Annotated in this window: 20 protein-coding genes; 17 read left to right on the top strand and 3 right to left on the bottom strand. The window is 49.2% G+C overall.

Annotated elements, in window-relative coordinates:
- The first annotated feature begins 483 nt into the window (after nucleotides 1-483).
- The 8 genes from CF651_RS03485 to spo0A all read left to right on the top strand — a co-directional run bounded on the left by CF651_RS03485 (nucleotide 484) and on the right by spo0A (nucleotide 9139).
- Nucleotides 484-1119, top strand: coding sequence for a CNNM domain-containing protein (locus CF651_RS03485; RefSeq protein WP_094013410.1), 636 nt, complete (start codon nucleotides 484-486; stop codon nucleotides 1117-1119).
- Nucleotides 1091-2977, top strand: a complete 1887-nt coding sequence (gene dxs, locus CF651_RS03480) for a 1-deoxy-D-xylulose-5-phosphate synthase (protein ID WP_094013409.1) — start codon at nucleotides 1091-1093, stop codon at nucleotides 2975-2977. Before CF651_RS03485 ends, dxs begins: the two co-directional genes overlap by 29 nt.
- 131 nt (nucleotides 2978-3108) lie before the next feature.
- Entirely contained in the window at nucleotides 3109-3942 is an 834-nt protein-coding gene (locus CF651_RS03475; RefSeq protein ID WP_094013408.1) for a TlyA family RNA methyltransferase, read from the top strand.
- A 166-nt stretch (nucleotides 3943-4108) separates the two neighbouring features.
- A complete protein-coding gene (locus CF651_RS03470; protein WP_245855655.1) occupies nucleotides 4109-4495 on the top strand; it encodes a hypothetical protein in 387 nt (128 codons plus the stop codon).
- Nucleotides 4496-4515: 20 nt separating this feature from the next.
- Nucleotides 4516-4965, top strand: a complete 450-nt coding sequence (gene ahrC, locus CF651_RS03465) for a transcriptional regulator AhrC/ArgR (RefSeq protein ID WP_094013406.1) — start codon at nucleotides 4516-4518, stop codon at nucleotides 4963-4965.
- A gap of 14 nt (nucleotides 4966-4979) precedes the next feature.
- Nucleotides 4980-6674, top strand: coding sequence for a DNA repair protein RecN (gene recN, locus CF651_RS03460; RefSeq protein ID WP_094013405.1), 1695 nt, complete (start codon nucleotides 4980-4982; stop codon nucleotides 6672-6674).
- A gap of 120 nt (nucleotides 6675-6794) precedes the next feature.
- On the top strand, nucleotides 6795-8120 hold the full coding sequence (gene spoIVB, locus CF651_RS03455; protein WP_245855653.1) for a SpoIVB peptidase: 1326 nt from the start codon (nucleotides 6795-6797) through the stop codon (nucleotides 8118-8120).
- Between the two features lie 215 nt (nucleotides 8121-8335).
- Nucleotides 8336-9139 (top strand): sporulation transcription factor Spo0A, encoded by an 804-nt coding sequence (gene spo0A / locus CF651_RS03450; RefSeq protein ID WP_094013404.1) that lies wholly within the window; start codon nucleotides 8336-8338, stop codon nucleotides 9137-9139.
- Between the two features lie 121 nt (nucleotides 9140-9260).
- Here spo0A and CF651_RS03445 read toward each other — a convergent pair whose 3' ends face one another.
- Nucleotides 9261-9455, bottom strand: a complete 195-nt coding sequence (locus CF651_RS03445) for a hypothetical protein (RefSeq protein WP_094013403.1) — start codon at nucleotides 9453-9455, stop codon at nucleotides 9261-9263.
- 122 nt (nucleotides 9456-9577) lie between these two features.
- On the opposite strand from CF651_RS03445, the gene CF651_RS03440 reads away from it, so the two are divergent.
- The 4 genes from CF651_RS03440 to CF651_RS03425 all read left to right on the top strand — a co-directional run bounded on the left by CF651_RS03440 (nucleotide 9578) and on the right by CF651_RS03425 (nucleotide 12785).
- Entirely contained in the window at nucleotides 9578-9874 is a 297-nt protein-coding gene (locus CF651_RS03440; protein WP_094013402.1) for a hypothetical protein, read from the top strand.
- A gap of 136 nt (nucleotides 9875-10010) precedes the next feature.
- Nucleotides 10011-11192: a putative cytokinetic ring protein SteA gene (steA, locus tag CF651_RS03435; protein ID WP_094013401.1), complete on the top strand. Its 1182-nt coding sequence runs from the start codon at nucleotides 10011-10013 to the stop codon at nucleotides 11190-11192.
- The gene (locus CF651_RS03430; RefSeq protein WP_094013400.1) at nucleotides 11182-11871 is read left to right on the top strand and encodes a glycosyltransferase family 2 protein; all 690 of its coding nucleotides are present in this window, start codon (nucleotides 11182-11184) and stop codon (nucleotides 11869-11871) included. Before steA ends, CF651_RS03430 begins: the two co-directional genes overlap by 11 nt.
- The gene (locus CF651_RS03425) at nucleotides 11865-12785 is read left to right on the top strand and encodes a hypothetical protein (protein ID WP_094013399.1); all 921 of its coding nucleotides are present in this window, start codon (nucleotides 11865-11867) and stop codon (nucleotides 12783-12785) included. The genes CF651_RS03430 and CF651_RS03425 overlap by 7 nt, the downstream gene beginning before the upstream one ends.
- Before the next feature lie 76 nt (nucleotides 12786-12861).
- Here CF651_RS03425 and CF651_RS03420 read toward each other — a convergent pair whose 3' ends face one another.
- Nucleotides 12862-13125, bottom strand: coding sequence for a DUF2627 domain-containing protein (locus CF651_RS03420; protein WP_094013398.1), 264 nt, complete (start codon nucleotides 13123-13125; stop codon nucleotides 12862-12864).
- A 161-nt stretch (nucleotides 13126-13286) separates the two neighbouring features.
- Here CF651_RS03420 and lpdA point away from each other — a divergent pair, with 161 nt between their 5' ends.
- From lpdA to CF651_RS03400, 4 genes are all read left to right on the top strand, one after another.
- A complete protein-coding gene (gene lpdA / locus CF651_RS03415) occupies nucleotides 13287-14711 on the top strand; it encodes a dihydrolipoyl dehydrogenase (protein WP_094013397.1) in 1425 nt (474 codons plus the stop codon).
- Nucleotides 14712-14831: 120 nt separating this feature from the next.
- The gene (locus CF651_RS03410; protein ID WP_094013396.1) at nucleotides 14832-15845 is read left to right on the top strand and encodes a thiamine pyrophosphate-dependent dehydrogenase E1 component subunit alpha; all 1014 of its coding nucleotides are present in this window, start codon (nucleotides 14832-14834) and stop codon (nucleotides 15843-15845) included.
- Complete coding sequence (locus tag CF651_RS03405; RefSeq protein WP_094013395.1) at nucleotides 15845-16828, top strand: alpha-ketoacid dehydrogenase subunit beta; 984 nt, start codon at nucleotides 15845-15847, stop codon at nucleotides 16826-16828. The genes CF651_RS03410 and CF651_RS03405 overlap by 1 nt, the downstream gene beginning before the upstream one ends.
- Nucleotides 16829-16946: 118 nt before the next feature.
- Nucleotides 16947-18320: a dihydrolipoamide acetyltransferase family protein gene (locus CF651_RS03400; RefSeq protein WP_094013394.1), complete on the top strand. Its 1374-nt coding sequence runs from the start codon at nucleotides 16947-16949 to the stop codon at nucleotides 18318-18320.
- On the opposite strand, the gene prli42 is transcribed toward CF651_RS03400, so the two are convergent.
- Nucleotides 18317-18412, bottom strand: a complete 96-nt coding sequence (prli42, locus tag CF651_RS32150; protein ID WP_179232660.1) for a stressosome-associated protein Prli42 — start codon at nucleotides 18410-18412, stop codon at nucleotides 18317-18319. The genes CF651_RS03400 and prli42 overlap by 4 nt on opposite strands.
- 71 nt (nucleotides 18413-18483) lie before the next feature.
- Here prli42 and CF651_RS03395 point away from each other — a divergent pair, with 71 nt between their 5' ends.
- A complete protein-coding gene (locus tag CF651_RS03395) occupies nucleotides 18484-19617 on the top strand; it encodes a M20/M25/M40 family metallo-hydrolase (RefSeq protein ID WP_094013393.1) in 1134 nt (377 codons plus the stop codon).
- Nucleotides 19618-19785 lie beyond the last annotated feature (168 nt).

The raw sequence follows: 19785 nt of genomic DNA, 5'->3' as shown, positions 1-19785 counted from the left end.
CGAGCGGAGGGGCACGGCTTGGGGTATGAACCTGCAATAGCGAATCTCACCTGTATGGGATGGCCGACAGAAGGCCTGATCGTGCTAAAACGACTTGCGTGCAGCGTAGCCTGCCTTGAGTGAGTTAGAGGGGATTACGGAATATAGGAGCCTGTATTCTCGGCCAAGAATGCCGGGCGCCGGTTGCTGTATGAAATCTGACTTGCAAAAGAGGCTAAAAAATGGTTTCAGGGCTGTAGAGGAAAACTCCTAGACTGTTCGTTTCGTGACGAAACTTCTTGGGGATTATAGTGTGGACTAAGTGGTAATCTAGTCTGACCACCGGTGACGGCGTCAAGGCAGACATAAAGGGAAACCGCCTCCCCGGCGACGGGGAGGAGCACTGCCTGGGAAAACCTACTGGACCTAAGCCACAGCGTTTACTCAAGAAGTTACCACTCCACTTACTTGTGATGTCTTATTTCAGGAGCGTCTGAAGAATAGATGAAATTTTCGTTAATTCACTCCATACGATGGAGTATTTTTATATCTATTGTCACTTTTATTATGGCTTGTGTATTTACGGTAACGTCTACAACTGTGCTCGAAGGATTCCCATGGGGAATCGGCATGCTGATCGTTATATTTTTGATTTGTAACGGTATATTTTTTGATGTGATGGGATTAGCTGCCGCCGCGGCGAATGAAACTCCGTTTCATGCCATGGCTTCCGAGAAGGTCAAGGGCTCGCGGCAAGCGATTCAAATTGTTCGGAATGCAGACCGCTTCTCTAATTTTTGCAATGATGTGATCGGGGATATTTCCGGTGTCATCAGTGGTGCGGCGAGCACCTTGGTAGTGATTAAGCTGATGTCCGGGATCGGCGGGGATAACGAATGGCTGCGTACGGCAGTCAGTGTCATCTTTACGGCACTGGTTTCAGCCATGACGGTTGGCGGTAAAGCGATGGGCAAATCGTTCGCGCTTCATTATTCCACCGATATCGTATTATTTATCGGGAAAATTTTTTACTTTTTGCAAGATAAAGTAGGGGTCAAATGGTTCAATCCGAAAAAGAAAAAAAACAATCAAGGAAAGCGGGGGAACAAGCGTGCTGCTCGAACAAATCAATCAGCCTGAAGACTTGAAACGACTGTCGGTGGAGCAACTAGAGCAACTGGCCGCAGAGACCAGACAGTTTCTTGTTGAAAAGCTATCGATCACCGGCGGACACCTCTCGTCTAACCTTGGCGTCGTTGAGCTAACTATAGCACTGCATTATCTCTTTGACAGTCCCAAGGACAAATTTATTTTCGATGTGGGACATCAGTCTTATGTTCATAAAATGTTTACGGGGCGTAAGGATCAATTCGATACACTGCGCAAATATAAAGGCTTATGCGGTTTCGTGAAACGCTCGGAAAGCGAGCATGATGTGTGGGAGGCCGGGCACAGCAGCACCTCTTTATCCGCGGCTATGGGGATGGCGATGGCCCGGGACCTGAAGGGAGAAAGCAACCGTGTTGTAGCCATCATCGGTGATGGCGCTTTAACGGGCGGGATGGCCTTTGAGGCACTGAATCACATCGGACACGAGAAGAAAAATTTGATGGTGATTTTGAACGATAATGAGATGTCCATTGCTCCTAATGTCGGTGCGATGCACAATTACCTTGGTAAAATCCGGTCGGATAAGCATTATGTCAGAGCCAAGGAAGAAGTCGAGCATTTGCTCAAAAAAATTCCTGCCATCGGCGGGACATTGGCGAAAACAATGGAAAAGCTGAAGGACAGCCTCAAGTATTTGCTGGTCTCCGGCGTCATTTTTGAGGAACTGGGCTTTACTTATTTGGGCCCGATTGACGGGAATAATTTACCTTTGCTCCTGGAAACGTTAAAGCAGGCGGAGAAGGTCGAAGGTCCGGTCATGGTGCATATTCTCACGCTGAAGGGCAAAGGCTACACACCTGCGGAGAAAGATTCCTTCGCATGGCATGGTGCAAGCCCGTACAAAATTGAATCTGGACAAATGCTGAAGTCCGCCGGGCCTCCAATGTATACGGACGTGTTCAGCAATACGCTGATCGAGCTTGCCGAGAAGGATTCACGCATCGTTGCCGTCACACCTGCAATGCCCGGAGGATCCGGTCTGCTGAAGTTTGCCAAGCAGTTCCCGAATCGGATGATTGATGTCGGGATTGCTGAACAGCATGCAGCAACCTTATGCGCTGGCCTGGCAAGTGAAGGCGTCAAGCCGGTGTATGCCGTATACTCCACCTTTTTACAAAGAGCTTATGATCAGGTCGTACATGATATTTGCCGTGCGAACCTGAATGTCATCTTCGCAATTGATCGTGCCGGTTTTGTTGGTCCGGATGGAGAAACGCACCAAGGCGTATACGATACGGCTTACTTGCGCAGTATTCCTAATATGACATTGATGATGCCGAAGGATGAAAATGAGCTGCGTCATATGATGAAAACGGCTGTAGACTATGATGACGGTCCCATCGCCGTTCGCTACCCGCGTATCAGCGGACTAGGCGTTTCGATGGAGGAGCCGCTTAAAGCGATTCCAATCGGCAGCTGGGAAGTGCTGCGGCCGGGAGACAGCGCGGTTGTGTTGGCTGTTGGGCCGATGATTCCCATCGCCATGGAAGCAGCAGAGCTGCTGGCTAAAGAAGGCGTTCAGCTGCGTGTGGTGAATGCCAGATTTATTAAACCAATGGATGATGCAATGCTCCATCAATTGGCGAAAGAGCGTCTGCCTATGATCACCCTGGAGGAAGGAACGCAAATGGGCGGCTTTGGCAGCGGGGTGCTGGAATTTTACGCAAGTCAAGGCGTGTACGGACTTCAAATCAAAATTATCGGGATCCCCGACTACTTCGTTGAACACGGTTCCGTACCGGAGCAGCGCAAGGAAGTAGGCTTGACCGTCGAACGTCTCGTTTCCGAGGTGCAGTCGCTTGTGCCGCGTAAACGGCAGCACGCATAAATAGTTTGAATACGGTGAGGAGAACTGTGAAGACTGAAATTGTTCTTTCGAGTCCGGGAATCATTCCAGGGCCGGAATCATTGTTTCAGCTGACAGCGCTACACTCACTGCAGGCAGGAGCGTTTTAATTCATGGCATCAGATAAAGAAAGACTCGATATACTTTTGGTTGATCTAGGGTTCTTCGAATCTCGGGAGAAAGCCAAAGCTTCTATTATGGCCGGACTTGTCCTTGTGGACGATGTTCCTGTGGATAAAGCGGGCACCAAAATCCCACGCAGCTCCAGGATTATCGTCAAGGGGGCTCTGCATCCCTATGTAAGCCGGGGAGGCTTAAAGCTTGAGAAAGCACTGAAGGAGTTCCAGATTGATGTCCAGGGTGTCAACATGCTGGATATCGGGGCTTCCACGGGCGGATTTACAGACTGTGCACTTCAGAATGGGGCCGCTTATGTGTATGCGATCGACGTCGGGTATAATCAGTTGGATTGGTCCATTCGCAGCGATGAGCGGGTCAATGTCATGGAGCGAACCAATTTTCGCTTTATGCAGCCGGGAGATTTGAAGGGACCGGCACCTACTTTTGCGTCGATTGACGTATCCTTTATTTCATTGAAATTGATCCTTCCCCCTTTAAAGGAGCTTCTTGCAGAGGAAGGGGAAGTGGTTGCCTTAATCAAGCCGCAGTTCGAAGCTGGACGGGAAAAGGTTCCCAAAACAGGTGTAGTTCGTGAGCCTGCCGTACATACCGAAGTACTCGAAACGACGCTGAGCTTTGCTGCGGAATGCGGTTATATTTTGAAAGGGCTAACGTTTTCTCCGATCAAGGGCGGCGAAGGAAACGTGGAATTTTTGGCGTATTTCCGCTGCAATTCTGCAGAGCAGCCATTTCCTGCGCAGCAGATCGAGCAATGGATTCACGAAGCGGTTAGCGAAGCACAAAAGCTGCAAAACTCATCAGGCTGATGAGTTTTTTTTCGGTACATAAGCATTTCTGCCTGAAAAGGAAATGGAGGACATGTCTCGAATATATGGTTGAGGTGAAGAGGCCATGCAAAGCGGGGATGGAATCGTTATTTTTCTCATCTTGTTGGTACTGGGAACTTGGCTTTTTCTATACACAAGGGGTCGCATGAAAGCAACCCTTGAAAAAGATATGCGGCCCCTGCCTCAGCCGGAGGATGTACCTGAAGATGAGGCAACGCTTTTGCTTGAGCGGCAGGGGTTTACGGTGCTTCGGGGCAAACAGCGGATTCCGCTGGAGATCGCGGTAAACGATGATATCCAGCTGCAAAGCCGACTATTTATTGATTATTTTGTTGAACGGGACGGGCAAATGTATACTGTCAAGCTGGCCAAAGACAGGAAGCCATTGGAAATGACAGGGAGCTCTGTTCGCGATCAACTGCTCGTGTATCAGCTGCTGTACCCTCGAACGGCAGGTGTCATTTATTTGGATACTGCCCTGGGCAAAGCGGCAGTCTTAACATTTGCATTGGAATTGGATCAAGAAGCGTAATAACTTTCGGGAGGTAGCTAATGAAAGGCCAGAGGCATATCAAGATACGGGAGATCGTGACGAACAACGAGATCGAAACGCAAGACGAACTGGTGGAACAATTGCGATCGGCCGGGTTTCCGGTAACGCAAGCGACGATTTCAAGGGATATTAAGGAGCTTCATCTGATGAAGGTGCCTTTGGACGATGGACGCTACAAGTACTCGGTTCCTGCTGATCAGCGTTACAATCCGATGCATCGCCTGAAGCGGGCGCTCAATGATCATTTTGTACATATCGATTATACCGAGAATCTGGTCGTGATGAAAAGCTTGCCCGGCACGGCAAATGCCATCGGTGCGTTGATTGACAGCCTGGAATGGAGTGAAATTATGGGGACCATTTGCGGAGATGACACCATCCTTATTATTTGCAGATCGAAGGAGCAAAGTGGTACGGTAGTTAATCAAATTTTGTCTATGTTGAGTTAACGGGAGAGATAGCGATGCTGCTTGAAATGTCGATTCGCAATTTAGCGGTAATTGAATCCGTAGATCTTCATTTTCGAAAAGGGTTTCATGTACTCACAGGGGAAACAGGTGCAGGGAAATCCATTATTATTGATGCATTGACTTTAATCGCAGGCGGCAGAAGCTCAGCTGATCTGGTTCGTTATGGAAGTGACAAGGCGGCGATTGAGGCGCTGTTTCATTTCGATTCCGGACATCCGGTATGGGAAACTTTAGCTGGACTTGGTATTGAAAGCGATACAGAGGAGCATTTGATTATCCGGCGGGAAATTACATCTCAAGGAAAAAGCACCAGCCGTATTAACGGGCAGCTGGTGAACTTATCCGGTTTGAAGCAAGTGGGCGATTGGTTAGTGAACATCCATGGACAGCATGAGCATCAGTCTTTGTTTCATGTGGAGGAACACATTCGGTGGCTCGATATGTTCGGGGACAGCCAAATTGCACCGGTAAAGCGGGAATATTCCCAAGCCTTTGATACCTATACCCGTATTCGCAAAAGTCTGAAGGAGCTGGAAGAGAACAGTAAGCAGTCATTGCGGATGCTGGATTTGTACCGTTTTCAGGTTGAGGAAATTACTTCCGCCAAATTAATTAAAGGCGAAGATGAATCTTTAAATGAAGAAAAGCGCAAGCTAGCCAATGCAGGCAAATTGTTTCAGCATGCGGCTGACGCCTATGATTTACTGTACAGCGGTAACAAAGGTCTGGATGCGATCGGCAAGGCGGTGCAGAAGCTTCAGGATATAGCCGCACTGGATGCAGCGCTCGCTCCCATCGTTGAGCAAACGCAGAATGCTTTTTATCAGCTGGAGGATGCAGCCTATCAAATTCGGGATTATCGTGATGATATTGAATTTAACCCATCGCGGCTGGATTTTATTGAGCAGAGGCTGGATACAATTACCACTTTACGGAGAAAATACGGGGATACCGTTGAAGATATTTTGAAATATTTAACGAAGGTTCAGGCCGAGCTGGATTTGATTGAGAATAAGGATGAGAAGCTGCAGGAGCTTCAAAAGGAAGAGGAGCTTGCCATCGCGCAGTTAAAAGCGAGTGCACGGCGGTTATCCGATCAGCGTCAGCTTGTGGCCGAGCGCTTGGCAGGTGAAATTGTCGCGGAGCTTCGCGATCTTCATATGGAACGAACGCAATTCAAAGTCCATATTCAATATCGTGAAGAGCAATGGACGGCCGAGGGTGCTGATCAGGTGGAGTTTCTTATTTCGGCGAATCCGGGCGAGCCTTTGAGGAGTCTGAGCAAGATTGCGTCTGGCGGTGAGATTTCACGCGTCATGCTTGCATTGAAATCGATTTTCGCCAGAGTGGATCAAATTCCTGTTCTTGTTTTTGATGAAGTGGATACGGGGGTCAGCGGACGCGCCGCTCAAGCGATTGCCGAGAAAATGTCCAAGCTGTCACGCAGCTGCCAGGTGTTCTCCATCACGCATTTGCCTCAAGTGGCGTGCATGGCAGATGCCCATTACTTGATCCATAAATCGACGGATGGAGAGCGGACCTATACGCATGTGGATGATTTGACTGCGGAAGGACGAATTCGTGAATTGGCCCGAATGCTGGGCGGAGTCGAGGTGACAGGGAAAACGCTCGAGCATGCACAAGAAATGATCGATTTAGCGAATGAGAAGAAATCAAGGATGGAATAAGTCAAGCGTGGCATCATTTTCAGTTATAAAAGCGAGGGCGTGGGGTTACCTTAAAGGTACACAAGCGGCGGTAAGAAAGAAATTTACCGTTAAGCAAAGGAAGCAAGGGAGCGTGACACCGTGAGTTCTAACCCAAGAAAAAAATTGCTTGGTTTGATGCTCGTCTTCTTCGTTTGTCTAGGCAGCTTATCCACACCCTTTCAAAGCTTCGCCTCATTTCCTGAAGAGCTGCGGTTGTTTACCGGACAGCAGACAAGGCTTCAATTATCTATGCCGGTGATGGCACAGGTTACGGTGAATGATCCGGAGATTCTCAAAGTTAATGGTACCGCCAGGCACTCATTTCAAGTCGATCTTCATCATCCGATTTCACTCGAATCCTACAAAGCCGGACAAGCGGAAATGAAATTGAAGCTATTCGGCACCATTCCCCTCAAAACGGTTAAGGTCAATGTGGTCCCCGACCTGAAAGTAATACCGGGTGGTCAAACGATTGGCGTCAAGCTGAAATCTGCGGGTGTCCTTGTCGTTGGTCATCACTTGGTTTCCATTGCAGAGGATAAAAAAACGTCACCGGGCGAAGATGCCAAAATCCAATTAGGCGATTTGATTGTCAAAATTAACGGAAAACCATTGAGTGATATTTCCAAGGTTGCCGAGCTTGTAGCGGCAGCGGGTGAAGCCAAGAAGGCTCTAACGCTCACATTGAATCGGAATAATCAATTGATTGAGCTGCAAATTCATCCTGTTTATGATGTGGTAGACAAAGCCTACCGTCTTGGATTGTACATCAGGGATTCCGCAGCCGGTGTTGGGACTCTTACTTTTTATGCACCGGACCAAGGGGTTTATGGAGCATTGGGACACGTCATTACCGATATGGATACTCAAACACCTATTGTCGTGGGATCAGGCGAAATCGTTCATTCCAATGTGACTTCCATTTCCAAAAGCCAGAATGGCGAACCGGGAGAAAAACGCGCACAATTTTCAAAAGAAAGTAAAGTCCTTGGCAACATTGAGAAAAATACGCCGTTCGGCATTTTCGGTAAAATGAGGGAGCTTCCTGATCATAGCTTTACCAAAGAGGCGCTGCCTGTCGCCTTTGCAGAAGAGGTTAAAGAAGGTCCTGCCCAGATTTACACGGTGGTCAATGGGCAAAACGTAGAGAAGTTTGATATTGAAGTCGTACATGTGGCCAAGCAGGATTTTCCGGCAACGAAAGGCATGGTCATTAAGATTACAGACCCTAGATTGCTGGACAAAACAGGCGGCATCGTACAGGGCATGAGCGGAAGTCCCATCATACAACACGGGAAAGTTATTGGAGCAGTCACCCACGTATTTGTAAATGACCCAACCAGCGGATATGGCTGTTTTATTGAGTGGATGCTGCAGGATGCGGGGATTATGCTAAGGTCAACCAAAGAGCTGAAGGCAAGCTAGCCTTTAGCTTTTATTTTTTTGGTGTAAATGGATTGGGTTTTGAATTTGTCGAAAAATGTATATATTTGAAGCAAAATTTTATTATAGAATAAAACTTTAAAAAAATCCATAAAAATAATTTTCGACAGAAGGAATTTTGTTGGCATTGTCGAAAGTATATTCTAGGTAAAAAATGCTAAATCATTAATTGTCAACATATGAAGGAGGAAGCAACGTTGCAAACGATTGAAGTATTGCTGGCTGATGATAATCGCGAATTTACGAATTTACTCTCCGAATTTATCGATGAACAAGATGATATGCATGTAACAGGCATTGCATATAACGGTAATGATGTTCTACGCCTCATCGAACAAGGAAATCGGGTGCCGGATGTTTTAATACTGGATATCATCATGCCTCATCTGGATGGACTGGGAGTACTTGAAAAATTACGGGAGATGGATTTACAGCCACAGCCTAAAATCATCATGTTGACTGCCTTCGGCCAAGAGAACATTACACAAAAAGCAGTTCAGCTTGGAGCTTCCTACTACATATTAAAGCCGTTTGACATGGAGATTCTAACGAATCGGATACGGCAGCTTGTTTCTACGAACCAAAGCAATTCAGTTATGTCCAGTTCGGGCGGCGTGAAGGCGAATGTCGTACAACTGCCTAAAACGAAAAATTTGGATGCCAATATTACGACAATTATTCATGAAATTGGAGTTCCTGCACATATCAAAGGCTATCAATATCTGCGTGAAGCCATTACTATGGTTTACAATAATATTGAAATTTTGGGTGCAATCACTAAAACGCTGTATCCGGCGATTGCAGAAAAATATAAAACGACGCCAAGCCGCGTCGAACGTGCGATCCGCCATGCGATTGAAGTCGCCTGGACGCGCGGCAACATCGACAGCATCAGCCATTTGTTCGGATACACGATTAATATCTCGAAAGCGAAGCCGACCAATAGCGAATTTATCGCGATGGTGGCGGATAAGCTGAGAATTGAGCATAAAGTGTCGTGAAAGGGTAAGGATGAGTAAATAATATTGGGAAGCACCCGTTTCTCAAAGAAAAATCCTCTTATTCATCAGGTTCATTCTAGAGCCTGACGGATGAGAGGATTTGTTGTTTCTTAGAAGGACTTTAAGGATGGATGTCACATTTGTTTTTAATGAACTCAATTTGATTTTTCAGCTGGTGGATCTTGTCCATTGTTGCTTGGGGAGCATGGGGGCCAGCTTCAGCTTGGAGTGCACTCAGCTGCTGTTTCAGCTCGTGAAGGTCCGTGCCTGCATCGGCACAATCGTATTGGCTATTGATTTGGTTCGTGTTCGTCATAATGCAGCTTCCCCTCTCTAATGCGAATCAATTTTCGAACGATACTAGTATGTTTGGACTCGTACAGGTTTATGCGTTAAAATAATACCAATAGGAAAGCAAGGAAAGGTTGAAGCCGTACGATGGAATTTGACTATTGTGAATTGGAGCTTCATGAGCCGTCAGGCCTTCTGCAAATCAGCGTGGGGTGTCGTTTTGTAGATGAACCGAATGAGCTGTATGTTATTGTGTTGGATGCCGGAGAGGATGGGGCTGTGAACAGACTTCAGCTGATGTTTAATGGAATGGACTGCAGGTATGCTTTTAAAGCAGAAGAAAGCGAAGCGGTTCTTCAATATGTGCGAACCTCGATTGCTGAGACCGAGTATGCCTCGTGGTTTAAAAATAGTTTGATCTATTATGATGATAATAAAAAGTAAGCAGAGTCCGGGAAATCAATCCCGGGCTTCTTTTTTTTGAGTTTGGATGTATGAGAAGGGACGTTCCAACAAAAAATAAACAATAGCAGGGAAACTAGGGATACTATAATCTGAGCAAATAGAAAGCAGCGGTGCAATGATGGCCATTCATAAAGGCATGATTTCAGCATTTCCGGACCCGATTCCGGTCCTGATTTATGGAGAAATTGGGATTCATGAATCAACCAAGCAGCTGCTTCGTCAAATGCCTTCCGGTAGCATAGCGATTATTTGGCATGACGACTTGGATGAGCTGGCAGCAGAAGGGCTGCTTCAGGCTAACGTACGGGCTGTCATTAACGCAGGTCAAACGATGACAGGCAAGGTTCCTGCCACGGGCTGTCTTCTGCTGCTGGAAGCCGGAGTTCCTGTGCTGGAGATCGAGGCCGTCTGGTTTGCTGTTCTTAAAAGACAAACGGAGCTTGGCATCACGCCGAACGGGCTGATGGTTCGTGATCTGGAACAAATGATCCCCGTAACCTGGATTACAAGGCAGCATTGGCTTCAACGGTATCAGGAAGCACATCTGAACTTTCCAAAGCAGCTGCATGCATTTATTGATAATACATTGGCTTATGCGCATAAGGAAAAAGAATGGATTTTGCAGCCGTTGCTTTGTACCCATTTGAAAACGCAATTAAAACATAAACAGGTCCTTATTGTTGTAAGGGGGGCTGAGTATAAACAGGAGCTCACCGCACTGCGTGATTTTATCGCCAAACACGATCCGGTTTTGATTGGTGTTGATGGCGGGGCGGATGCCCTGCTGGAATTCGGCTATAAGCCCGAGTTAATCGTCGGGGACATGGACAGCGTGTCCGATAACGCATTACAATGCGGCGCAGAACTGGTCGTCCACGCCTATCTTGATGGACAGGCTCCTGGAATGAGCAGGGTACGGCAGCTGGACCTGCCGGCATGGATCCTGCCGGCCTGCGGGACCAGTGAAGACGTAGCGATGCTTCTTGCTTATGACCATGGCTGCGAACGGATTGTGATCGTTGGCGCTCATAGCCACATGGTTGATTTTTTACAAAAGGGCCGGCAGGGAATGGGAAGCACGCTGCTTGTCCGAATGAAGCTCGGAAGCAAGCTCATTGATGCGAAGGGTATTGTATTCCTGCAGTCACTGAAGCCTGCGGATTCCAGTCTGGAGGATAGCTGGGATCATGACTTAAGCAAGGCAAGAAAGCAGTTGCCCCGCATATTTTGCAAATTAAGGGCATGGTTTCGAGACGGATGGTTCAAGAAGGGGATGAGTACTCGTGATGATACCTGAAATATCTATTATTGTTCCTGCCTGGAATGAAGGGAACCGGATTGAGGAGACACTTGGTGCCATACGCAGGGGGTGTGCCCGCCTTCCCAAAGCAGAGCTTATCGTTGTAGATGATGGCAGCCGGGATGCTACCTTCGAGCTGGCGATTCCATGGGCGGATCTGGTCGTTCAACACCCGCAGTGCTATGGCAAAGGAACGGCGCTGAATACAGGCCGCAAAATGGCAAAAGGACAAATTCTCGTGTTTCTTGACGCCGATTTAGGGAGCACGGCCGAAGCTTTTACCGATCTGGTCGAACCGCTGGTCCGGGGAGATTGTGATATGGTCATTGCTGTTTTGCCGGAAGCAAAGACGAAGGGCGGAATCGGGCTTGTCAAGCAGCTCGCCAAGCGAGGCGTTTACCGGCTGTGCGGCTTTGAAACCACAGCCCCGCTATCAGGGCAAAGAGCCGTTCAGAGTGAGATGCTCGATCGCATCGGCAGATTGGCAGAAGGCTTTGGGGTTGAGGTCGGACTCACGATCGACGCAATTAAACTTGGTTATCGGGTGCAGGAGAAAACGATTGCTTTTTCCCATAGAGAATCAGGGCGCGATTTACTGGGCTGGTACCACCGCGGAAAGCAGTTTTGTGCGGTAGGAGGAACGCTCTGGAACCGGTGGAGGCAGCCGATATGTTAAACATATCGTTGGCATTGATTGCCGCCGAATATTTACTATATGCCCTCCTGCTGACGCTGCTTGGCAGCTGGCTGCTGTCCTATCTGAGTGTGTTTTTGGCTGAACATGAGGTGACTTGTACCAATTATGAGCAAGTGACCCTTCCGACGGCGGGAGGCTTTCTGGTATGGCTGCTCGTCATCATTCATTCGGCGTTGGCTGCTGCTGCAGCTTATTTTGGCTTGGATGCTGCCATATGGCCAGAGCCCGAGCGTTCTTTTGCACCATGCCTCAGCATAGTGGCACTGCTTGGGTTTATAGATGATGCTGTCGGCGCCAAAACCAATGTGAAGGGGATTGCAGGCCATTGGGGACTATGGGTGAAGCGCGGCCAATTGAGCACCGGGTTTATTAAAGCGGGGGGAATCCTGCTTGCTGCATGTCCTGCCGTTTATTTGCTGCAGCAGCACCGAGGGGCGGCACCTTGGTATATGGGGGCCCTGCAGGTTTTATTAGTAGCCTTGATGGCAAATGCGATCAATTTATTGGATTTACGTCCCGGTCGTGCCTTGAAAGGGTTCTTCATCCTGCTGCTGCTGTTAGCCGCTTCGTTAGCAGCTAAGTCCAATGAGGCGGCAATGCTGTACCCCTTTATGCCCGATATGCTGCCGGTCATTTGCGGGGCGGTTGTTTTATTCCTTCCGGATTTGCGGGGGAAGCTGATGCTCGGGGATACCGGAGCGAACCTTCTGGGCTTTGCTTTCGGCTGTTGGACCGTTGCGGCTGTGAGTGCGATGTGGCAGGGACTGCTGCTTATCCTGCTTGTGATCGTTCATGGATTCTCCTGGAGGCATTCGTTATCGGCTCTGATTGAATCCAATCGGTTTCTTCTATGGTTCGACAGACTTGGACGTAATGGAACGGGTAAAATATAGGAGCCTGACCCCTTTGGAATGGGCAGGCTCCTCTTGTTTGTGGCCGACTGAATGAAAGGTTTAAATGATTTGCCGCTTAGCTCCGTTTGCGTTTGGCTTTAAAGCGGGGAGCGACATAGTTGCGTTTGCGGTCACGGAAAAACGTCCAGCCTCCGATGAAGGCGACGCCAAGCAGGAACAGCACCGCGCCGAGGGTGAATTTGCCCCATAATACATGGGTATCCCCTTCACCGAATTGCGCAAACAGCGCATCCTTCATCGATAAAAAACCGTAAGTGGCCATAATACCGGGAATGACCAGCATCATCATAGCGATAAACCGATAGAACGTAGCTTTCATGTTTTGGAACCCCTTATCCTCTTTCTGCGTAAACTTACTTTGTACTTTTAAGGTACCATAACTGCGCTATTTTTTCATGTATGTTTCGTAAATTGTACTATATTTATCACACGTATTAGGGTTACAATAAAAGAATCATAGATTTTAGGAGGTTTACTGACATGACCCAAGCATTTGACATCGTCGTTCTCGGCGGAGGGACAGGCGGGTATATTGCCGCCATTCGCGCTGCCCAATTAGGAAAAACGGTAGCGATCGTGGAACGCGATAAACTGGGTGGAACCTGCCTGCACCGCGGATGTATCCCGAGTAAGGCGCTGCTGCGAAGCGCAGAGGTTTATGCCAATACGTTGGACGGTGACCGGTTTGGTGTTGAAACGGCATCCGTACAATTGAATTTTTCCAAAGTACAATCCCGCAAGCTCGGTGTTGTCGAGCAATTACATAGAGGCATTCAATATTTGATGAGTAAACATAAAATTGCAGTGTTTTATGGCAATGGAAGACTTCTTTCCCCGTCCATATTCTCCCCCCGATCCGGCCAGGTTTCCGTGGAGCTGTCGGATGATGAAATTGTTACCCTCGTCCCGGACAAGCTTATTATCGCCACAGGCTCGCGACCAAGAAATCTCCCGGGTCTAGAGACGGACGGACGGTATATTTTGAATTCGGATCATGCGCTTGAGCTTGAAGAACTGCCTGAATCGATGGTTATCATCGGCGGTGGCGTGATCGGTGTGGAATGGGCGTCGATGCTTCATGATTTTGGGGTCAAAGTAACGATCGTCGAATATGCTCCTCGTCTGCTGCCGACAGAAGATGCGGATATTTCGAAAGAAATGGAGCGTCTGTTGAAAAAGAGAGGCGTTGAGGTATTAACGGGTGCGTTGGTGCTTCCGGAGACGGTGAACATCACAGAAGGTCGTGTACAGCTGAATCTGGAGCATAAAGGCGAGCAGAAATCGCTTATGGCGGACAAAGTGCTGGTTTCCGTAGGACGTCAGGCCAATGTCGAAGGTATCGGTTTGCTGGAAAATACGGATGTGAAAATCGAAAACGGGGTCATCCGAGTGAATGAATTCATGCAGACAAACGTTTCCCATATTTATGCTATCGGCGATGTGAACGGCGGACTCCAGCTTGCCCATGTCGCAGGACATGAAGGCATTATTGCCGTTGAGCATGCAAGCGGACTCCACCCACATACGTTCAATGCCCATCAAGTGCCTCGATGCGTCTATACAAGACCTGAGGCTGCCTCACTGGGGCAGACCGAGCAGCAGGCCAAGGATGCGGGGCATGACGTCGTCGTGGGACGGGTTCCTTTTACAGCGATCGGTAAAGCATTGGTGCACGGAGAGGCGGACGGCTTCGTGAAGGTTATAGCGGATAAGAAAACGAATGATATCCTTGGAGTCCATATGATAGGAGCCCACGTAACGGATTACATCTCGGAGGCGGCATTGGCCCAGCTGCTGGACGCCACGCCTTGGGAAGTAGGACAGGCTATTCATCCGCACCCGACCTTGTCGGAAGCGTTAGGTGAGGCGATGCTTGCAATCGATGGCCGTGCTATCGGCATTTAATCGATCCGTCAATGCAAAAATTGTGTTCATTTTTAATTCAGTTTATAATATACTTATAGGGGCAAGTATTAGTACCTAGTATTAAATCCTGGTATGTATCAAATGAAGGGGGTTAAACCCATGTCCATTGGCCAGCTAATGAAACATCGCAAGCTTGGTTTGTCTGACGAACAGGCTGTTGAAATGTACACATACATGCAAAAGGCTAGAAAGTTTGACGAAAGGGGATTTTTGCTGCAGCGCTCCGGCAAAATCGGATTTCACGTGTCCGGCATCGGTCAGGAGGTGGCACAGGTTGCCGCTGCCTTTGCATTGGAGAAGAAGAAGGACTACTTTTTTCCTTACTACCGTGATTATGGCTTTGTTCTCTCCGTTGGCATGACAATGAGAGAGCTGATGCTGTCGGTCTTTGCAAAAGCGGAGGACCCGAACAGCGGGGGACGCCAAATGCCTGGACATTTCAGCCATAAGAAGCTGAATATCGTCACCGGCTCCAGTCCTGTAACTACCCAGGTGCCGCATGCCGTGGGGATTGCTTTGGCTGCGAAGATGAAGAAGCAGGCCTTCGTCACGTTCGCCACTTTCGGGGAAGGCTCTAGCAATCAGGGCGACTTCCATGAGGGCTGTAACTTTGCAGGCGTTCACAAGCTGCCTGTCATTCTTATGTGTGAAAATAACCAATATGCGATCTCCGTTCCCTTACATAAACAAATCTCGGGAAGCATTGCCGAGCGTGCGAACGGTTATGGTTTTCCAGGGATTCGAGTGGACGGCAATGATGCGCTTGAGGTTTACCGCGTGATGAAGGAAGCTCGTGAGCGTGCGATTCGTGGAGAAGGCCCGACGTTGATCGAAGCTATGATGTACCGTATTTCTCCTCACTCCACATCGGATGACGATATGCTTTATCGTACGAAGGAAGAAGTGGAGGAGAACAAGGCGAAGGACGGGATTCCGAAATACCGGCAGTATTTGGTAGATTGCGGTCTATGGAGCGACGAACAGGAAGCCGAGCTGCTAGAGCGAATCAAGCAGGAAGTCAATGATGCTACCCAGTATGCTGATCAAGCGCCGTATCCGCTGCCGGAGGATACTTTACTTCATGTGTACGGAAACGAAGGGGAGGTAAGGTAATGGCGGTCATTACGTATTTGGAAGCCATTCGCTCGGCAATGGCGGAGGAAATGGAGCGGGACGAGAACGTATTCGTCCTTGGAGAGGACGTCGGTAAGGGAGGCGTGCTGAACGCGACAAAGGGGCTGCGTGACAAGTTCGGCGAAGAACGAGTCATGGATACGCCGCTTGCAGAATCCGCTATCGCCGGTGTAGCTATCGGTGCGGCGATGTACGGCATGAAGCCGATCGCTGAGATGCAGTTCGCAGATTTTATTTTTCCGGCGACGAATCAGATCATTAGCGAAGCAGCCCGTATCCGCTATCGCTCCAACAATGACTGGAACTGCCCGGTTGTTATCCGTGCTCCTTACGGAGCAACAGGCGGAGGCGCGCTGTATCACTCGCAATGTCCGGAATCCGTGTTCTTCGGGACACCGGGTCTTAAGATTGTCGCGCCGTCCAATCCTTACGATGCTAAAGGTTTAATGAAAGCGGCGATTCGCGATGCGGACCCCGTGCTTTATTTTGAGCATAAAAAGTGTTATCTTGGCGTTACCGGTGAAGTGCCGGAGGGCGAAGTGCTTGTCGAAATCGGCAAGGCGGACGTAAAGCGGCAAGGCGATGATATTACCGTCATTTCGTATGGCATCACGGTACAATACGCGCTTCAGGCGGCGGAGGAGCTGGCTAAAGAAGAGGGAATCAGCGTACATATTCTCGATCTCCGTACGATTCAACCGCTGGATAAGGATGCAATTCTCGAGGCCGCGGCCAAAACCAGCAAGGTGCTTATCATCCACGAGGATAATAAGACAGGCGGTGTCGGCGCAGAGGTGTCGGCAATTATCGCCGAAGAAATGCTTTTTGACCTGGATGCGCCAATTATGCGCTTATGTGCTCCGGATGTGCCTGCGGTAGGGATGAACCCTCCGATGGAGAAGTTTTTCCTGCTGAACTCGGATAAAATCAAGGACGCCATGAGACAGCTGGCGTTGTTCTAAAGAAGCTTTACAGTAGCTGACGAGAGGTGCCTTACGGCGGATACGGGGCAGTTACACTGCCTGCCGGTCGGGTCCGTAAGGCGCTTCATTTCTTTGAAGATGAGGAGGAAATACAGGCATGACTCAAAACACACGGGAGACCGAGGTGACGGTTCCGCATCTGGCGGAAAGTCTCGTTTCGGCAACGATTGGCAAATGGCTCAAGCAACCGGGTGATTACATAGAGCAGTACGATGTATTATGCGAACTGATTACGGATAAGGTGAACACCGAGATGCCGTCGCCGGTCTCGGGAAGATTGGTTCGGCTTCTGGCAGAGGAAGGATATACGGCGGCCGTAGGAGAGGCAATTTGTGTCATCGAGGAAACGGTGTCCGGAGGCGTTCAGGTAAACGAAGCGCAGGCCGGCATTCAAAAGGCGGCCAATACAGGCAGCGATGCATTATCTTCAGATCAAGGGATGCGGAGCCGTTACTCTCCATCCGTGCTTAAGCAGGCAGGAGAGCATGGGATCCGTCTGGAGGATGTGCAAGGGACCGGACTGGGCGGAAGAATAACGCGTAAAGACATTGAAGCCTACGCGGCATCAGGAAAGCAGCAGCGTGCGGCGTCAACGCAGCAGACACCGGCGCCTGCAGCAAGCGGTCTGATTCAACAGACAGCCCCGGCAGTGTTGGACAATGATATTTTTGTCGCAGCGCCTTCCAAAGGACCTGTACGTTCTTCCGGTATTCACCTGTCCGAGAACCCTCCGATCCCGAATATCGAGGTGGAGGGGCAGCAGCTGGAGGGCCGCGGAGAATATTTGATTGATGTAACTCCAATCCGCAGCGCGATTGCCCGCAATATGCGTCAGAGTGTTTCCGAAATTCCTCATGCCTGGACGATGATTGAGGTGGACGTAACAAACCTGGTTCATTTACGCAATAAGCTGAAGGACGAGTTCAAGCGCCAGGAAGGCATTAACCTGACTTACCTTTCCTTCATGATGAAAGCTGTCGTTAGCGCGATTAAAGACTATCCGATCATGAACTCGGTTTGGGCGGTAGATAAAATTATCGTGAAACGGGATATTAATATTTCCCTTGCCGTAGGTACGGAAGACTCGGTCACAACACCGGTTATCAAAAAGGCCGATCAAAAAAACATTGCCGGCTTGGCCCGGGAAATCGATGAATTCTCCCGTAAGGCCAGAGCCGGCAAGCTGTCGCTTCAAGATTTGCAGGGCGGTACGTTCACGGTGAACAATACCGGCTCCTTCGGTTCGATCTTGTCCTATCCGATTATTAACTACCCTCAGGCAGCCATTCTTACGTTCGAGTCGATCGTGAAGAAGCCTGTTGTGATCCAAGATATGATTGCTGTTCGTTCCATGGCTAACATCTGCTTGTCCCTTGATCACCGTATACTGGACGGCGTCATTTGCGGCCGGTTCCTGCAGCGGGTGAAGGAGAATCTGGAATCCTACAATCAAGAGACAAAGCTGTACTAAATAAACAGGTTGACGGTAAATAATAGCGTCGAAAGCAGCATGCATGCGATCATCGTGTAAATAATAATTTTGAATATGAGCCTGTTGCGCATTCGGTTTCAACTCCTCTTTGGGCAATACGAATAGTACTATTTTAACTTAAAGCATGTACAGGAGGAAAGAGATGATTCAGGAAAAACGATTAGTTGCGGAATTTATCGAATTGGTGCAGGTGGATAGCGAGACGCGCTTTGAGCAGGAAATCAGTCAAGTATTGAAGCAAAAGTTTACGGCGCTCGGCTTGACGGTAGAAGAAGACGACACGGCCGCCGTGACGGGTCACGGGTCCGGCAACCTGATCTGCACCTTGGCGGCTACGAAGGACGCGAAGGTGCCTGGAATCTTTTTCACCTCCCATATGGATACGGTAACGCCGGGTAAAGGCATTAAACCGCAGATTGGGGAGGACGGAGTCATCCGCAGCGACGGGACGACGATTCTGGGCAGCGACGACAAAGCGGGCTTGGCTGCTATGTTCGAAGCGATCCGGGTGCTGAAGGAGCAAAATATCGCTCACGGCCCGATTCAATTCATCATTACGGCCGGCGAAGAATCCGGTTTGAAAGGCTCCCGTGCTATGGACGCCAAGTGGCTCCAGGCTGAATTCGGCTATGCCCTTGATTCCAACGGGCAAATCGGCGATATTGCCGTAGCCGCACCTACGCAGTCCAAAATTCATATCGCCTTTACAGGCCGTTCCGCTCATGCGGGTGTGAACCCTGAAGCGGGGGTCAGCGCAATTACTGTCGCCAGCAAAGCGGTAGCCAAAATGCCGCTCGGCCGCATCGACAAGGAAACGACTGCCAACATCGGCCGTTTTGCAGGGGGAGTGAACGGTGCGACCAATATTGTGGTCGACCGGGTCGAGCTGGAAGCGGAAGCCCGCAGTATCGTGCAGGAAAAGTTGGACCGTCAGGTTGAGGCCATGAGAAAGGCATGTCAGGAAGCCGCACAGGAAATGGGTGCGAAGATGGAGTTCGGGAGTGAACTCATCTATCCGGCATTTATGTTCGATGATGAAGCGCCGGTCGTCAAATTAGCTGTCGCTGCTCTAAAAAAAGCCGGGTGCACGCCAAAAACGTTTCATTCCGGCGGAGGCAGCGATGCCAACGTATTTAACGGCTTAGGTGTCCCTACCGTGAACTTGGCCGTAGGCTATCAAAAAATTCACACGACAGAAGAGCACATTGCCATCAAGGATTTAGTCAAGGTAGCTGAAGTTGTCGTTGAGATTGTGAAAGAAGCGGCAGGAGCATAAGCTGCGTTTCTTACCAAGCCCACGCCAGATAAGCTTTCGAGGGCATCAGATGTGAAAATTATAGTTGGCGATAAAACCTGTCGCTGAACGCGGTCGCTTATTTTCGTAAGGCTTCGATAGAGGTTTTTTCATTGAAGATCGTCTGCACTCGTGCGGGCGGTCTTTTTC

Origin of the sequence: Paenibacillus rigui (assembly GCF_002234615.1) — a bacterium.
Classification (GTDB): Bacteria; Bacillota; Bacilli; order Paenibacillales; family NBRC-103111; genus Paenibacillus_S; species Paenibacillus_S rigui.
This window is presented reverse-complemented; position numbering and strand designations above follow the sequence as displayed.

Excerpts from the sequence above, each read along its gene's own strand:
- CF651_RS03485 (WP_094013410.1), top strand. The coding sequence starts at position 484 with ATGAAATTTTCGTTAATTCACTCCATACGATGGAGTATTTTTATATCT.
- CF651_RS03475 (WP_094013408.1), top strand. The coding sequence starts at position 3,109 with ATGGCATCAGATAAAGAAAGACTCGATATACTTTTGGTTGATCTAGGG.
- CF651_RS03470 (WP_245855655.1), top strand. The coding sequence starts at position 4,109 with ATGAAAGCAACCCTTGAAAAAGATATGCGGCCCCTGCCTCAGCCGGAG.
- ahrC (WP_094013406.1), top strand. The coding sequence starts at position 4,516 with ATGAAAGGCCAGAGGCATATCAAGATACGGGAGATCGTGACGAACAAC.
- recN (WP_094013405.1), top strand. The coding sequence starts at position 4,980 with ATGCTGCTTGAAATGTCGATTCGCAATTTAGCGGTAATTGAATCCGTA.
- CF651_RS03445 (WP_094013403.1), bottom strand. The coding sequence starts at position 9,455 with ATGACGAACACGAACCAAATCAATAGCCAATACGATTGTGCCGATGCA.
- CF651_RS03440 (WP_094013402.1), top strand. The coding sequence starts at position 9,578 with ATGGAATTTGACTATTGTGAATTGGAGCTTCATGAGCCGTCAGGCCTT.
- steA (WP_094013401.1), top strand. The coding sequence starts at position 10,011 with ATGATGGCCATTCATAAAGGCATGATTTCAGCATTTCCGGACCCGATT.
- CF651_RS03430 (WP_094013400.1), top strand. The coding sequence starts at position 11,182 with ATGATACCTGAAATATCTATTATTGTTCCTGCCTGGAATGAAGGGAAC.
- CF651_RS03425 (WP_094013399.1), top strand. The coding sequence starts at position 11,865 with ATGTTAAACATATCGTTGGCATTGATTGCCGCCGAATATTTACTATAT.
- CF651_RS03420 (WP_094013398.1), bottom strand. The coding sequence starts at position 13,125 with ATGAAAGCTACGTTCTATCGGTTTATCGCTATGATGATGCTGGTCATT.
- lpdA (WP_094013397.1), top strand. The coding sequence starts at position 13,287 with ATGACCCAAGCATTTGACATCGTCGTTCTCGGCGGAGGGACAGGCGGG.
- CF651_RS03410 (WP_094013396.1), top strand. The coding sequence starts at position 14,832 with ATGTCCATTGGCCAGCTAATGAAACATCGCAAGCTTGGTTTGTCTGAC.
- CF651_RS03405 (WP_094013395.1), top strand. The coding sequence starts at position 15,845 with ATGGCGGTCATTACGTATTTGGAAGCCATTCGCTCGGCAATGGCGGAG.
- CF651_RS03400 (WP_094013394.1), top strand. The coding sequence starts at position 16,947 with ATGACTCAAAACACACGGGAGACCGAGGTGACGGTTCCGCATCTGGCG.
- prli42 (WP_179232660.1), bottom strand. The coding sequence starts at position 18,412 with ATGCGCAACAGGCTCATATTCAAAATTATTATTTACACGATGATCGCA.
- CF651_RS03395 (WP_094013393.1), top strand. The coding sequence starts at position 18,484 with ATGATTCAGGAAAAACGATTAGTTGCGGAATTTATCGAATTGGTGCAG.